The 14,695-nt window shown below is 62.5% G+C and carries 13 protein-coding genes and 1 other RNA gene; 6 read left to right on the top strand and 8 right to left on the bottom strand.

Going from position 1 to position 14,695, the window contains the following annotated elements:
* Positions 1–237: 237 nt before the first annotated feature.
* On the bottom strand, positions 238–738 hold the full coding sequence (locus tag RMN99_RS13385) for a nuclear transport factor 2 family protein (protein WP_309623822.1): 501 nt from the start codon (positions 736–738) through the stop codon (positions 238–240).
* A gap of 78 nt (positions 739–816) precedes the next feature.
* Positions 817–1,767, bottom strand: a complete 951-nt coding sequence (locus RMN99_RS13380) for a cation diffusion facilitator family transporter (RefSeq protein ID WP_309623821.1) — start codon at positions 1,765–1,767, stop codon at positions 817–819.
* Between the two features lie 347 nt (positions 1,768–2,114).
* On the opposite strand from RMN99_RS13380, the gene RMN99_RS13375 reads away from it, so the two are divergent.
* A complete protein-coding gene (locus RMN99_RS13375; protein WP_309623820.1) occupies positions 2,115–5,381 on the top strand; it encodes a carboxypeptidase regulatory-like domain-containing protein in 3,267 nt (1,088 codons plus the stop codon).
* 212 nt (positions 5,382–5,593) lie between these two features.
* Here the strand turns inward: RMN99_RS13375 and mtgA are convergent, their stop codons facing one another.
* The 4 genes from mtgA to RMN99_RS13355 form a co-directional block, all read right to left on the bottom strand.
* Positions 5,594–6,319 carry a monofunctional biosynthetic peptidoglycan transglycosylase gene (gene mtgA / locus RMN99_RS13370; RefSeq protein WP_309623819.1) on the bottom strand — a complete coding sequence of 242 codons (726 nt, stop codon included), beginning with the start codon at positions 6,317–6,319 and terminating at the stop codon, positions 5,594–5,596.
* A 90-nt stretch (positions 6,320–6,409) separates the two neighbouring features.
* A complete protein-coding gene (locus RMN99_RS13365) occupies positions 6,410–7,606 on the bottom strand; it encodes an OmpA family protein (protein WP_309623818.1) in 1,197 nt (398 codons plus the stop codon).
* Between the two features lie 182 nt (positions 7,607–7,788).
* Positions 7,789–8,709, bottom strand: a complete 921-nt coding sequence (rpoH, locus tag RMN99_RS13360; protein ID WP_309623817.1) for an RNA polymerase sigma factor RpoH — start codon at positions 8,707–8,709, stop codon at positions 7,789–7,791.
* A gap of 83 nt (positions 8,710–8,792) precedes the next feature.
* Complete coding sequence (locus tag RMN99_RS13355; protein ID WP_309623823.1) at positions 8,793–9,761, bottom strand: RluA family pseudouridine synthase; 969 nt, start codon at positions 9,759–9,761, stop codon at positions 8,793–8,795.
* 19 nt (positions 9,762–9,780) lie between these two features.
* On the opposite strand from RMN99_RS13355, the gene RMN99_RS13350 reads away from it, so the two are divergent.
* The 4 genes from RMN99_RS13350 (at position 9,781) to rnpB (ending at position 11,981) form a co-directional block, all read left to right on the top strand.
* Entirely contained in the window at positions 9,781–10,176 is a 396-nt protein-coding gene (locus tag RMN99_RS13350; RefSeq protein ID WP_309623816.1) for a M67 family metallopeptidase, read from the top strand.
* A gap of 30 nt (positions 10,177–10,206) precedes the next feature.
* Positions 10,207–10,845: a histidine phosphotransferase family protein gene (locus RMN99_RS13345; RefSeq protein WP_309623815.1), complete on the top strand. Its 639-nt coding sequence runs from the start codon at positions 10,207–10,209 to the stop codon at positions 10,843–10,845.
* Positions 10,846–10,855: 10 nt separating this feature from the next.
* Positions 10,856–11,557, top strand: coding sequence for an N-acetylmuramoyl-L-alanine amidase (locus RMN99_RS13340; RefSeq protein ID WP_309623814.1), 702 nt, complete (start codon positions 10,856–10,858; stop codon positions 11,555–11,557).
* A gap of 6 nt (positions 11,558–11,563) precedes the next feature.
* Positions 11,564–11,981: RNase P RNA component class A (gene rnpB / locus RMN99_RS13335), an RNA gene on the top strand.
* A 1-nt stretch (position 11,982) separates the two neighbouring features.
* Here rnpB and RMN99_RS13330 read toward each other — a convergent pair.
* Positions 11,983–13,350, bottom strand: coding sequence for an aromatic ring-hydroxylating dioxygenase subunit alpha (locus RMN99_RS13330; RefSeq protein ID WP_309623813.1), 1,368 nt, complete (start codon positions 13,348–13,350; stop codon positions 11,983–11,985).
* 52 nt (positions 13,351–13,402) lie between these two features.
* Between RMN99_RS13330 and RMN99_RS13325 the strand changes: the two genes are divergently transcribed.
* Positions 13,403–13,864 (top strand): DUF3237 domain-containing protein, encoded by a 462-nt coding sequence (locus tag RMN99_RS13325; RefSeq protein WP_309623812.1) that lies wholly within the window; start codon positions 13,403–13,405, stop codon positions 13,862–13,864.
* Positions 13,865–13,919: 55 nt separating this feature from the next.
* Here RMN99_RS13325 and RMN99_RS13320 read toward each other — a convergent pair.
* Positions 13,920–14,695, bottom strand: a 776-nt coding sequence (locus RMN99_RS13320; RefSeq protein WP_309623811.1) for an MFS transporter, incomplete at its 5' end; no start/stop codon positions are given.

Here is a 14,695-nt window from a genome sequence, read left to right as displayed (position 1 = left end):
TTAACCATGGTGCTTTGGGTTTTACTCATTGCCCCGGTCCCCTTGGGGGTGGGGTCGGGTTTGGGGCAGCGAGGCCGCTTGGCCTCGCGTCTTTGCTGGCGTCGAACCCCCACCCCCAACCCCTCCCCACCGGGGAGGGAGCTATAGGATTTGCTCATTACACCTTGGTAATAGGGGGCGACCCCAAACCTTCTCCGACCGGGAAAGGTTTGGAGAGGCTTCAAAATCAGGAACGCATCAGACCGCCTGGTGGAACACCACTTCGCCGTCCTTCGAGACTGACAGGTCCTTCTGCACGGTCTTGTTCAGCAGCCACACGCCGCCTTGCTGGACCCAGGTGTCTTCGCTGATCACGGTGACGTCGAGTTCGGCGGTGGTGCCGTCTTCCATCGGCCGGGACATGTGCATTTCCATCTTGTTCTGCACGGTCGCGGTGGTGCCGCTGATCGTGGCCGAGACGATCTCATACTTGGGCTTCATGTTCGGATCCTGCGGCATCTGCCCCATCATGTCCTGCATTTCGGACATCGTGTGCGAATCACCGCGGATATCGACCATTTCGTAGGCGGGGGTCATCAGCTTGGCGGCGGCGGCAAAATCGCGCGCTTCGCTGGCCTTGTGCAGTTCGGCATAGCGCGGTTCAAACACCGCCTTGGCATCCTGCGCGAAGGCGGGAGCGACAATGGCAACGGTGGCCATGGCACCGGCTAGCAGCGAGAAGTGACGCGAAAAAGCCATTGGTTTCAAACTCCGGTTGTGCCCGCAGGCATAAGCGCGCCTAGTCCGGAAAGCCCGAACGGCGCATGAACGAACCTGTCAATGGCGGTGGCCCTCATGCAAGCTGCAATCGACGGAAGTCGTTTCCACTTGGACGGTTGCATGATGGATGCCGAACTTCGCTTCCAGTTCTTGCGCCAATTCGCGCAGGAACGCATCGCCCGGCTGGCCGGTGGGCATGACCAGATGCGCGGTCAGCGCAGATTCGGTGGTGCTCATCCCCCAGATGTGGAGATCGTGGACCGCCTCCACTCCGGCCTGCCCGCCCAGATACGCCCGCACCGCAGTTTCATCGATATGGCGCGGCACCGCGAGCAGGCCCATCTTCACCGCATCCTTGAGCAGATCCCAGCTGCCCCAGGCGAGGCCGATGGTGATCACCAGGCTGGTCACCGGATCGATCCAGTTCTGCCCGGTCAGAAAGATCACCAGACCGGCAAAGACCACGCTGGCCGATACCACCGCATCAGCCATCAGGTGCTGGAACGCTGCGGCAAGGTTGAGATCGGTCTTGCGGCCACCCGCGAACAACAGCGCGGAAAACACATTGATCGCGATCCCCGCCGCCGCCACCAGCATCACTTGCGGGCCGTTGACCTCGGCCGGTTGCCAGAAGCGCTGCAACGTTTCGAGCAGCACCGCGCCCAGCGCCACCCACAGCAGCGCGGCATTGGCGATCGCTGCCAGGATCGAGCTAGATTTGAGGCCATAGGTAAAGCCGGGGCCAGCGGGGCGCGCGGCCAGCACGCTGGCCCCCCAGGCCAGCAGCAGCGACAGGACATCGCCCAGGTTGTGTCCGGCATCGGCGAGCAGCGCTGCCGAGCCGCTGATATAGCTGGCGATGACCTCGACCACCACGAACACCGAATTGAGCACAACCGCTATGCCAAATGCCAGCCCGTGGCTCGACGGCGCGGGATGATGGTGCCCGTGCCCGCCATGGTGGCCGTGCCCGTGATCGTGCGAATGTTCGTGTTGCGCGGCGGCCATTGTCCTGCTTTCCAGCGCAGCGTTGCACAAATGCCGCAGTGCAGCAAGAATCGTCTGTGCGCGGTCCGGGGAAATCCTGAGGAAACAGCGTAGATTTAACCAGATACGGCAACTTCATTACGTACATCGGGCTTTGTGCGTAACAGGATTACAAGCCGGGCAGCGCGGCCGTGTGACTGTCCCGCTGCATGTCACACCCGCGTCACATCCGCTTGTTTAGCAAGGGCCGCGCGCTCTGTATGAGCGATTGCACAAGAGCAGGCCGCCGATTCGCCGGGCCTTTCCGGGATCGGATTTTCTGGGTCAAAGCAGGCCGCCAAAGGCGGTCATCAGGGGAAAAGTTAGCCATGCAATTCAAGTTCTTCCTTGCCGCCAGTGTTGCCAGCGTCTCGCTGGCCTGCGGCCTTGCCGCCCCGGCCTATGCTCAGGAAACCTCATCGGCCGTGCGCGGCACGGTGACCGGCGATGCGGGTCCGGTGGCCGGCGCCACCGTTACCGTGGTTCACGAACCCTCGGGCACCACGTTGTCCACCACCACTGCGGCCGACGGCACTTTTGCCGCCAACGGCCTGCGCGTCGGTGGTCCCTTCACCGTGACGGTCGATGCCAATGGCTTTGACCAGACCCAGGTGACCGAACTTTACCTGCAGGCCGGTAACCCGGCGCGACTGCCGATCACCCTGCAGAAGAACCAGGACCTGGTCGTCACCGCGACCACGCTGCAGCCCAAGATCGCGCTGACCGATGGACCGACCACCGCGCTTGGCCGCACCGAAATCGATGGCGCCGCCTCGGTCAACCGCGACATCCGCGATCTCGCGCGCCGCGATCCGCTTGCCACGATCGATCTGACCAACGGCCGGACCATCGAAATCGCCGGCAACAACGGCCGCCTCAACCGCTTCTCGGTCGACGGCATGACCATGTCGGACGATTTCGGCCTCAACAACGGTGGCCTGCCCACCAACCGCGGCCCGGTGCCGTTCGATGCGATCGAACAGTTCTCGGTCAAGGTCGCCCCCTATGACATCGCCGAAGGCGACATGCAGGGCGGCGCGATCAACGTGGTGCTGCGTTCGGGATCGAACAAGCTACATGGCGGCGGCTTCTATTCCTACACCGGCGATGGCCTGACCGGCAGCCGCACCCGCGCTGCCACGGTCAAACTGAACTTCGATTCCAACCAGTATGGCGGCTGGCTTTCGGGCCCGCTGATCAAGGACAAGCTGTTCTTCATGGTCGCTTACGAGCGGACCAAGGAAGGCCAGCCGCTCGACGCCGGGTTCGGCACCGGCTTCGCCACCCAGGTTCCCGGTTTGACTCAGAGCCTGATCGACAGCGTCAGCGCGACCGCGCAAAGCCGTTATGGCTACGACACGCTGGGCCTGATCTCGACCACCAATGAAGGTGACGAAAAGATCGTTACCAAGCTCGACTGGAACCTGTCGGACAGCCAGCGCGCCTCGGTCACCTATATCCGCAACGTCGGCACCAACCAGTTCCAGCAAGGCACCTTCCTGGGCTCCTCGCCGTCGCTGGGTTACCAGTCGAACGGCTACGAACTGCGTGAAGAGATCAATTCGGGTACTTTCGAACTGAACTCGACCTGGACCGACACGATCTCGACCACGGCGCGCGTTTCGTATCGTGACTATAACCGCGGCCAGACCCCGTTCGGCGCGTCCTTCCCGCAGTTCACGGTTTGCACCGATGCCGCCTCGGCGGGCAGCGTCACCTCATGCGCGGGCACCACGTTGGTTTTCGGTCCGGACATTTCGCGTCACTCGAACGCGCTCAACACCGAAAACTTCTCGGTCGACCTGACCGGCCGCGTCGAATTTGGCGATCACTCGATGCGGCTGATGGCGGGCTATACCAACGTCCATGTCTACAACCTGTTCGTGCAGCGTTCGCTGGGTGAATATTACTTCGACTCGCTGGCCGATTTCAACAATGGTCGTCTTAGCCAACTGGGCTATTCCAACGCGGTGCCGTCAAATGATCCGAACAACGCGGCGGCGGCGTTCAGCACCAGGAACTGGACCTTCGGAATTCAGGACGAATGGCAGGTTACCGATACGCTCGCGATGACCGTGGGCCTGCGTTATGACCTGTTCGAAAACAACCAGCTGCCGGCGTTGAACCGCAATTTCACCAACCGCGTCGGCTTCTCGAACCTCAAGACCTTTAACGGCCTTGGCCTGTTCCAGCCGCGCTTTGCGCTCAACTGGAACCCGACCGATCGCTTGGCGATCAAGCTCGGCGTGGGCATCTTCGGCGGCGGTACGCCCGACGTGTTCCTCTCGAACGTCTATTCGAACACCGGCCAGCTGACCAACCGCGTGACATTGACGCAGGCGAACTGCGCCGCTTCGGGGGCGACCTGCGGCGCGCTCAACGGCGTGACCAACGGCACGATCGCGCAAAGCGTGATCAACTTCCTGACCACCAACACCGCATCGCTGGCCACCGCGCCGACCGACGTGATCGATCCCAAGCTGAACATCGCCAGCAAGATGAAATTCACCGCAGCGATCGACTACGAGGCCGATCTCGGTCCGCTGGGTGATGGCTGGCTGGTGGGCTTGCAGTTTGTCTATGACAAGACGCTGGACGGTTACTTGTGGACCGACCTGCGTTCTGTGCCGCTCAATCCGCTGACCGTCGGAATTTTGCCAGATGGCCGTACCCGTTATGGCCCGATCGGCGGCGTTGCCACCACCAACCGCGATTTGATGCTGACCAACACCGAAGACGGCCGCGGCATCTTCGGCACCTTCCGCATCGAAAAGCGCTTTGGCGATCTCAACGTCGATGCCAGCTACACCCGCTCGGACGTCAAGGACCGCTCCAGCCTGACCTCGTCGACCTCGTCGTCGAACTACAACAACAACGCCTTCGAAAATCCGAACCTGCCCGCTTATGGCCGCTCGATCTATGAGTACACCGACCAGATCAAGTTCGGGATGAACTATCGCCATGCCTTCTTCGGCGAAAACAAGACCACGATCGGCGTGTTCGGTGAATACCGCACTGGCCGTCCCTATAGCGTGACCATGCTGGATGCGACCGGGACCCGCGGTACCGTGTTCGGCACGGTGGGCAACCTCGGCAACATGTTGCTCTACGTGCCGACCGTGGGCGATACCAAGGTGACCTTCGATACAACGACCAGCCAGACCAATTTCAACAATCTGGTTACCACGCTGGGGCTCGACGAATATCGCGGCAAGATCGTGCCGAAGAACAGCCAGAGCTCGCCGAGCTTCTTCAAGATCGACCTTCACTTTGGCCAGGAACTGCCGGTGCCGATGGTTCCAGGGATGAAGCTGGAAGTGTTTGCCGATGTTGAAAACGTCCTCAACATGATCAACAAGGATTGGGGTTCGCTGCGCCAGGTGCAGTTCCCCTACAACGCCGCGATTGTTCGTGTGCAGTGCCTGAACGTGACGACTGTCCCGACCGGCACGGCGCCGACCGCCGGACAGATCAACACCTCGTCGACTCAGCCTTGTGCACAGTATCGCTACTCGTCGGTCGTCGCACCGGCTGAGATATTGCAGACCCGCCAGTCGCTTTACGCGGTGCGCGTCGGGGTGCGGATCAAGTTCTGATCCGAACGCGGCCACGAATGAAACGGGAAGGGGGCGCTGCGGCGCCCCCTTTTTCGTTGGCGGCACGAAGCTCCTCCCCATCGATTGCGATGGGGAGGTGGATCGGCGAAGCCGAGACGGAGGGGCCTCTGCCTTCGCGGCATTACCCCTCCGTCAGTTCCTGCGGAACTGCCACCTCCCCATCGCAAGTCGATGGGGAGACTTAGGTACCCTCACTCGTAAACGCAGGCATCCATCGCTTCATTGCGGACCACGCCGCTGCGCGCGGCGATGGCGTTGCCGTGGCGGCGGGTGAAGCCTGCCGGATCGACCACCGCGCGGCGTTTGGGCGCCGGCAGCGCAGCGGCGATCCGCGCTGCCTCAACCGGGCTCAGCCGCACGGCCGAATGCCGGTAATAGCGCTGCGCCGCGGCCTCGACACCGTAAGTGCCGATCCCGGTTTCAGCGACATTGAGGTAAACCTCCATGATCCGCCGCTTGCCCCAGATATTCTCGATCAGCACGGTGAACCACACTTCCAGCCCCTTGCGCAGATAGCGGGTCCAGCCCTGGCCCTGCCACAGGAACACGTTCTTGGCGGTCTGCTGGCTGATGGTGGAGCCGCCGCGCAGCCGCTTGCCGCTGACGTTCTTCTCGATCGCCTGTTCGATCGCAGCGCCATCAAAGCCGCTGTGGCTGCAAAACTTGGCGTCTTCCCCGGCAATCACCGCATCGACCATCGTTCGGTCGATCTTGTTAAGGCTGGTCCAGTCCTTCTCGAACCCGTGCGGATCGGCAATCATCGTGATCGTCACCGGCACCGGCACGAATTTATAGAGCACCGTCAAGCTGACGCTGCCGATCACGAACCAGATGATCGCACGCCCGATGAACCAGCCGATCCAGCCGGCCAGCGAAGGGTGATCCGAACGGCGGGTGGGTTTGAAGAAACGCAGCATGCCGGACCAATCTAGCGCGCCACGAAGCGTCCGCAACAAAAAGGGGGCCGGATTGCTCCGACCCCCGATTTATCGGGCAAAGTGCGGGCGCTACATCCCCGAGCCCGGGCCATAGGTGATTTCCACCCGGCGGTTCTGCAGTTCCTTGACGCCATCAGCGGTCGGAACGCGGTTGTTGGCCTCGCCAAAGCCCTGGCTGGTGATTGCCCCGCCTGGAACGCCGCGTGTGGTCAGATATTCCGTAACCGAAGCGTTACGGCGCTCCGACAGGCCCTGGTTGTAGGTGGCCGAGCCCGAACGGTCGGTATAGCCCGCCAGCATGATCGGAATGGTCTGACAGTTGCCATAGGCTGCCACCGCGCTGTCAAGGATCGAGGCTGCTTCGGGCGTGATATCAGCCTTGTCCCAATCGAAGAACACGATGTAGGGGCCCTTGTTGCACACCGGCGGCGGCGGAGGCGGCGGGGGCGGGGGGGGAGTCGGTGCGGGGGGTTCGGGCATCACCTCCACTGCTTCGACTGGCGGCGGCGGCGGCGGCAGGAAGTTGTAGCTCAGCGTCAGCATCGCTGAGTGTGAGCGCACCTTGGTGGTGACAACATCGGTGTACGCCGTGCCGCCGACGACCGCTCTGGGCCCGACGGATTCAACCGAAATGTTCCGTGCAAGGGTGTAGGTCGCCGGGAGTTCGACACTGCCCTGATTGAAATAGCGATATTTCAGGCCGATATCGACATGATCGCTAAGCGGATAACGGACCCCTGCGAGCAGTTGCCAGGCAAAGCCATCGTCGGCGCCGTTGATCGCAAAATCGGCGGAAGGATCGGGCGACGCGAACACGTTGACCTGGCTGTGGCTGTAGCCAACACCGCCGCCAGCAAAGACCTGCGGGCCGTCATCGGGACCAAGATCGACCAGGCCATTGACCATGAAGCTCAACGCACTGACACGGCCAGTTGCGGCGGCCAGCGGGAAATTGCCCTGTCCACTGTTGACCAGCATGTTGCGCGCATTGGCGCGGCGATAGCTGGCTTCGGCTTCAAGCCGGAAATTGCCGAAATCGTAGCCGAAAATTCCCCCGGCATCGAACCCGTGTTTGGTGTCGAGCGTGGCGACGCGGCTGCCCGACGGAAGTCCGAACGGGTTGGAAGCGTGATCGAGATCGAAATCGAGATCGTCGATGAATACCACCCCGCCATCGGCTTCGATGTACCAGGCATCGTCGTGAGCCATGGCCGGGCTGGCCAACGCCGTGGTCGCCAGAATGGCGGCAATGATCGGCTTACGCATAGTCGTTCCTTCCAATTGCGCTGCGAGAGGGCGGAGCTCGCCGACTCGGTCAAAGACGGCGGCTTTCCTGAAGGACTGCCCCGGCCTTGCGTACAGGTTTATCACGCCCGCAGCGCGTGTCTTTGACGGAATCGACAACTTTGGAGTGCCGGACCGATTTTATCAGTCCGGCCCTCGGGCGCTCAGGCGGCGGGCAGCAGCCGCTTTTCGCCCGCGATCCGCAGCATCGCCTTTTGCAGCTTTTCAAACGCCCGCACTTCGATCTGGCGAACGCGTTCGCGGCTGACGCCGTATTCCTGGCTCAGTTCCTCAAGCGTCTTGGGATCCTCGGTCAGGCGGCGCTGGGTCAGGATGTGGCGCTCGCGTTCATTCAGGCTGTCCATCGCTTCGGTCAGCAGGGCGTGGCGGTTGCCGGCTTCCTGGGCTTCTTCAACCAGCTGATCCTGCAGCGGGCCATTGTCTTCGAGCAGATCCTGCCACTGGCCTTCGCCGTCTTCGTTGAACGAGATGTTGAGGCTGGCATCGCCGCCCATCATCATCCGGCGGTTCATGTTGACCACTTCGGCCTCGGACACGCCAAGGTCGGTTGCGATCTTCTTGACCTGATCGGGGTGGAGATCGGAATCCTCGTATGCGTCGAGGTTCTTTTTCATCCGGCGCAGGTTGAAGAACAGCTTCTTCTGCGCCGCAGTGGTGCCGATCTTGACCAACGACCAGCTGCGCAGGATGAATTCCTGGATGCTCGCCTTGATCCACCACATCGCATAAGTGGCGAGGCGGAAGCCGCGATCGGGCTCGAATTTCTTGACGCCCTGCATCAGCCCGATGTTGCCTTCGGAAATCAGTTCGGAAACCGGCAGGCCATAGCCGCGGTAACCCATGGCGATTTTGGAGACGAGTCGCAGGTGGCTGGTGACCAGCTGGGCCGCGGCTTCAGGGTCCTGGTGTTCGGCATAACGCTTGGCGAGCATGTATTCCTGCTCAGCCGTCAGGATCGGGTATTTCTTGATTTCGGCCAGATAGCGGTTCAGCCCCTGCTCGCCCGAAAGGCTGGGCAGGGTGCTACCGGAACGGGCAGGCAGTTTGCGCTTTGCGTCGGACATCGGTTTCATTCGTCCTTTCTTCGTCGGCCCACCTTTGCAGACCCTTAACAGGCGTCTGCGGCGGAAGACCACATGGCTTTCACTTATAACGCAGTAGAAATGGTATTGCTCCCCAATTCGACCAACAGCCCCGCCATATCGGCAGGCAGCGCGCTTTCGAACCGCAGCACCTCCCCCGTGAGCGGATGGATGAAGCCCAGCACTGCGGCGTGCAGCGCCTGCCGGGCGAAGTGAAGCTGGTTGAGCAATGGGCGGAACTTCGTGGGCGCGCGGCCATAAACGGGATCGCCCAATAGCGGATGGCCAATTGACGCCATATGAACCCGCACCTGGTGGGTTCTCCCGGTTTCCAGTCGGCATTCGACCAGCGACGCGCCGCCAAGCGCCTCGATCAGCCGGTAATGTGTGACCGCATGTTTGCCGCGCTTGTTGTGCTCATGCAGCACTGCCATCTTCTTGCGGTCATGGTCTGACCGGCCAATGTGGCTGCTGACCGTGCCGGCCGGCGGCTTGGGCAGGCCCGAAACAACCGCAAAGTAAGCCCGCTCGATCGAATGATCGGCAAATTGCCTGGCCAGCCCTTCGTGCGCCTTGTTGGTTTTGGCGACCACCAACAGACCAGAAGTTTCCTTGTCGATCCGGTGGACGATCCCCGGGCGCACGACCCCGCCAATCCCCGAAAGCTCGCCCTTGCAGTGGTGCAGCAGCGCGTTGACCAGCGTGCCATCGAGATTGCCGGCCGCGGGGTGAACCACCAGCCCGGCAGGCTTGTCGATCACGATCAGGTCGGCGTCCTCGTAGACGACCGTCAGCGGAATATCCTGCGCCTGCGCCTCGGTCGCAGTGGCTGCGGGCACGCGGATCTCGAACGCGGTGCCTGCCTCGGGTTTGTGGCTGGCCTGGTGGGCTTCTTTGCCGCCCAGCAGCACCCGGCCTTCGCCCATCAAGGCCTTGACCCGTTCGCGCGACAGCCCGCTCGCTTCGGCCAAGGCCTTGTCGAGCCGCTGGCCACCCTCGGCAATCGTGCCGGAAATTATGGAAACATCCCCCATCATTGCTAAGCAGATGGGGATGGTCCTGACCCTGACAAGTGGCACGATAGCCACACTGATCGCAGAAGCGGCGCGCGCACACCCCCGCGAATGCTGCGGCTTGCTGCTGGGGCAGGGCGAGCGTGTGGCGCTGGCCCAGCCCACCGCCAATGTGCACCCCCGGCCGGAACGTCATTTCGAGATCGATCCCGGCGCGCTGATCGGCGCGCACCGTGCGGCGCGGGGCGGCGGGCTGGAACTGCTCGGCTATTACCATTCGCACCCCAATGGCCTGGCGCGGCCCTCCGCAACCGATGCCGCGCAGGCCAGCGGCGATGGCCGCATCTGGGCGATTGTGGCGGCCGGATCGGTCAGCTGGTGGCGTGATACGGCCAAAGGTTTCGAACCGCTTCCCACGCGACTCCTGGACGGCTAAGGGTTGAGGGTAACGCATTCAGGGGCCCAGATGACCGATACCGTTGACCTTGCCGCTTTGCTCTGTTCGCGGCTATGCCACGATTTGCTGTCTCCTGTGGGGGCAATGACCAACGGGCTTGAACTCCTCGCCGAGGAGAAAGACCCCGAAATGCGCAAGCGCTGCATGGAGCTGCTCGAACAAAGCGCGAAGAGCAGCGCCGACAAGCTGAAGTTCTTCCGCCTCGCGTTCGGGGCAGCGGGCGGGTTTGGTTCGAGCGTGGCGGTGGATGAACCCAAGGCGCTGATCGATGCGCTGGTGGCCGGGAACGAGCGGATCACGGTGCAATGGGCGCTGGGGGTCGATGCGCTGCCCAAGACCGCGGTCAAGGTGCTGCTCAACCTCGCGCATATCGGGATCGACGCGCTGATCCGCGGCGGCACGCTCGATGTCGGCGTCGAAAGCCGCGGCGGGGCGAGCGAAATCGTGGTCCGCGCGACCGGCCCCAGGATCGCGTTCGATGGCGATATCGGCCGCGCGCTCGATGGCTCCCTGCCGATCGCGGACCTGTCCAGCCGTACCGCGCCAGCCTGGATGCTGCACCAGTTGGCGCAGCAACAGGGCGGCGGTCTGCAATTTGCGCTGAGCGACGATGCGCTGGTGATGGGCGCAGTGCTGCCGGAGGGGTGATGGGGAACCGATGGACGAACTGATCGACTTCGAAAGCCCGTCGCCCAACTGGAACGCGCGGCAGCTGCCGGTCTCGATGGTGGTGCTGCACTACACCGGGATGCCCAGCGCCGATGAAGCGCTGGCGCGGCTGCGCAGCGAGGAAGCGGGCGTTTCGGCGCATTACCTGATCGAGGAGGATGGCACCGTCCACCGCCTGGTCCGCGAAGACCGCCGCGCGTGGCATGCCGGCAAAAGCTTTTGGCGCAACATCACCGATGTCAATTCGGCTTCAGTCGGGATCGAGATCGTCAACCCCGGGCACGAATTCGGCTATCGCCCGTTCCCCGACGCGCAGATGGAAGCGCTGCTGCCCTTGCTCGCCGGGATCGTCCAGCGCTGGGATGTGCCGCGTGCCAATGTCGTGGGCCACAGCGATATCGCCCCGGCGCGCAAGGAGGATCCGGGCGAACTGTTCGACTGGGACCTGCTCGCCGCGCACCGCCTCGCGCTCAAGACCCCGCGCGTCACCGCGCCTTCGCCGTTCGAGAACGACGGCGCGTTCTTCCTTGGCCTCGAACGCTGGGGCTACGACATCTCCGACATGCCCGCCGCGATGCGTGCCTTCCAGCGCAGGTGGCGGCCGCATATCATCGACGGGCTGGTCGACGGGGAGTGTTCGGCGATGCTGTTTTCTTTGTTGTTGGATCGCGACGCTGGAAAGACTAGGTAAGGCCCGCCAGGGGGCCGGGCAGCCGCGGGGTTCGTTAGAACCGCGAGGAAAGTCCGGGCTCCACGAAACAAGGGTGGCGGGTAACGCCCGCCGGACGAGTGGCTTGCTGCGAAGTCCAGGGAAAGTGCCACAGAGAGCAGACCGCCTCATTCATGAGGCAAGGGTGAAAGGGTGCGGTAAGAGCGCACCGGGGCCTTGGTAACAAGGCTCGCACGGCAAACCCCACCCGGAGCAAGACCGAATAGGGGCGGCGCGCTCGCAAGAGCAGGCTTGTTTCGAGCCAGTCGCCCGGGTTGGTTGCTTGAGCGGTGCAGCAATGCATCGCCTAGAGGAATGGCTGCCAGTGCGGTGCTGGTCCCCAAGAGGCAACTCGGCCGGGATACCATCCGCGCTACAGAACCCGGCTTACAGGCCCCCTGGCAATTTCATTTTCCGGCCTCCGCCATATAGGCGTCCAGCGTCTCGTGAAAATGGCGGATGCGGCTTTCCTGATAGCGCGCCAGCGTGACGCCCGGCTTGCGCGAAGTGCGCAAGCCTTTCTGGATCCGGCGCAGGTTATCTGTATCCTGATCGGCGACCATCGCGGCCGATCCCAGTTCGGGCGCATCGCTCCAGTTCTGGTCTTCGCCCAGCATGGTCATTTTGGCCGGTTCGGGATGGCTGCCGTCGGGCGCCTTGGAAAACAGGAACATGATTTCCATCAGCGAGCGTTCGGGATCGTCCTCAAAGGGGCGGAACCGGTAGGTGATCGGCAAGGCCTGTCCGCCCCACGGCACCATGTTGGGGAACAGCATGTATTCGATCAGATCGAGCGATTCGGTGTCTGACAGGTCCGACATATCGCGGCCGATCGAACGGCTGATCCTTTCGCGCGCGCGCTCGGCCAGTTTGCCGCGCGCCGTCTCGCCCGGGCCGACTTCGATCGGTTTTCCGGCAAAAAATGGCACGTCGCGGCGCATTTCCGCGATCGTACGTTCGGGCGCGATGCCCTTCATTGCGGGGCTGGGGACGCCTTGCACGCTGATCATCCGGCTGACATGGCGGACCCCGTCCCAGACGTCGTATTGGGTGTTGGAATCGCCGTAATAACCCAGCACTTGCGGGTGCGCGTAAGGCACGTGGTAAGCCTCGACAAAGGCCTCCATCGCCAGTTTCCAGTTGCACGGCATCACCTTGGCGACATGCGCGGCGATATAGCGGTCTTCCAGATTGAACGCGGCGAAGTGTTCGGGCAGGTTTTCCAGGTAGCTTTCGAGCGGTTCGCAGTCTGGATCGAAATTGACGAACACAAACCCGCCCCAGGTGCCGACCTTTGCCTCTGGCAGGTTCATCGCCGCCTTGTCGACATGCGGGAAATCCCATTGGCCCGGAATGATCTTGAGTTGGCCCTGCAGATCCCAGGTCCAGCCGTGGAACGGACAGCGCAACTGGTTCACGCAGCCCGCTTCGGTGCGCAGCATGGTGCCGCGGTGCAGGCATGAATTGATATAGGCGCGCACTTCATCCGGGCCGGTGCGGATCACGATCAGCGAATCGCGGACGATTTCGTAAACCACGTGATCGCCAACATCGAGAATGTGTTCGAGTCGGCAGGCCAGTTGCCAGGTTTTGCGCCAGACCTGTTCCACCTCGCGCTCGTGCCAATCGCGCGCGAAATAGCGATCGATTGAAACGTCAGCGCTCGATTGGCCGGCTGCCGGGCTTTCTTCGCGCATCACGGCGGGCGCGGGATTGGTGTCCTGCGCCAGCACATCCTGCACCGATGGCGCGGGGCGCCGTGCGATAATATCCATGCCTGCCCGTCTCCCTTTGCGCGCAATGTGCCGTGCTGCTAGGTCTTGTGCAATGACTGTTCTTGCACACCACCACCTGCTGACCATGCAGCTGACCGTTGATTACGCCGGGATCAAATCGATCGGGCAAACCCCGGCCGGGCTGCGCCGGATTGCGCCGGTAACGGGCGGCAGCTTTGCGGGCGACCGGCTGAGCGGAACGGTACTTGGCGGGGCGGACTGGCTGATAAACCGGCCCGATGGCGTGATGGCGATCGATGTCCGGCTAACCCTGGAAACCCAGGATTCGGCGCTGATCTATCTGGCCTATCAGGGCCGGTTCCTGGCCGCTCCCGAAGCGATGCGCCGGTTCGCCAAGGGCGAATTGCTGGAACCGCACGAATATTCGCTGGCGATGACCGCCAGGTTTGAATGCGGCGACGAACGGTACGCATGGCTGAACAATGCGGTGGTGGTGGGAACCGGCCAGCAAACCCCGACCGGGCCAGTCTATACCCTGTTCGAGGTGGGCTAGACCCGCCCCACGCTCGAACCGGCGCAGCCCTTTGCGCCTGAACCAGCGCGCGGGCCTATTCCGCTTCGGGTTCCAGCAGCCGCAGGATCGGCCCCCGGAATACGACCATGAACAGCGCGCCCGATCCCGCGACCGCTGCTACCAGGGTCCAGTAGAGCGGCGGACCCAGCGGCTCGAAAAACCGGCCCATCCAGCCGATCAGGAAAAAGCTGAACATCGTGCTGACGGACAGCAGAGCCATCATCGTCGCGGTCACCGAGGCGGGCGAATCGCGCGATACCAGTGCCTGGAGCGGCGGATCTGCCCAGCCGTACCAGAGATCGAGGATGACAAAGAACGCGACCCACAGCAAGATTGGGACCAGCGGCAACAGGGCGATTGCGCCAGCAAACAGGAATGCTGCTCCAACCCCGGCATAGCCGATCGCGAGCTTGGTGAAATCATGCGGCTCACGCCCGCGCTGTTCCAGCGCAAGCCAGATCCGGCTGGCGATGAAAATCCCCACAATCGTCAGAATTCCATCGATAATTCCGATCCAGGTGACCGGAACTTCCCAACCCAGCACATTGCGATCGACCGCTTTGTCGGCCCAGACATACATAATGCCGTAAGCCTGAAACGCCGCGGCATTATAGAGGCTGTAAGGCAACATCAGGCACAGCAGTGCAAATATCCGGCGCCATTCTGCGCGCGTCAGCTTGGCTCTGACTTCGCGCCGGATGACCGGATCGGGCGGCAGGTACTTTCGCCCGGATAGATAAGTGATCAAGCCGATTACCATGCCAATGCCTGCCGCGCCAAAGCCCCAGTGCCACGATACCTTCTCGCCCA

The sequence above is a fragment of the Novosphingobium sp. genome, from assembly GCF_031417815.1.
Taxonomy (GTDB): Bacteria; Pseudomonadota; Alphaproteobacteria; order Sphingomonadales; family Sphingomonadaceae; genus Novosphingobium.
Note: the sequence above shows the minus strand (reverse complement) of the source record. Positions and strands in the feature narration are given on the sequence as shown.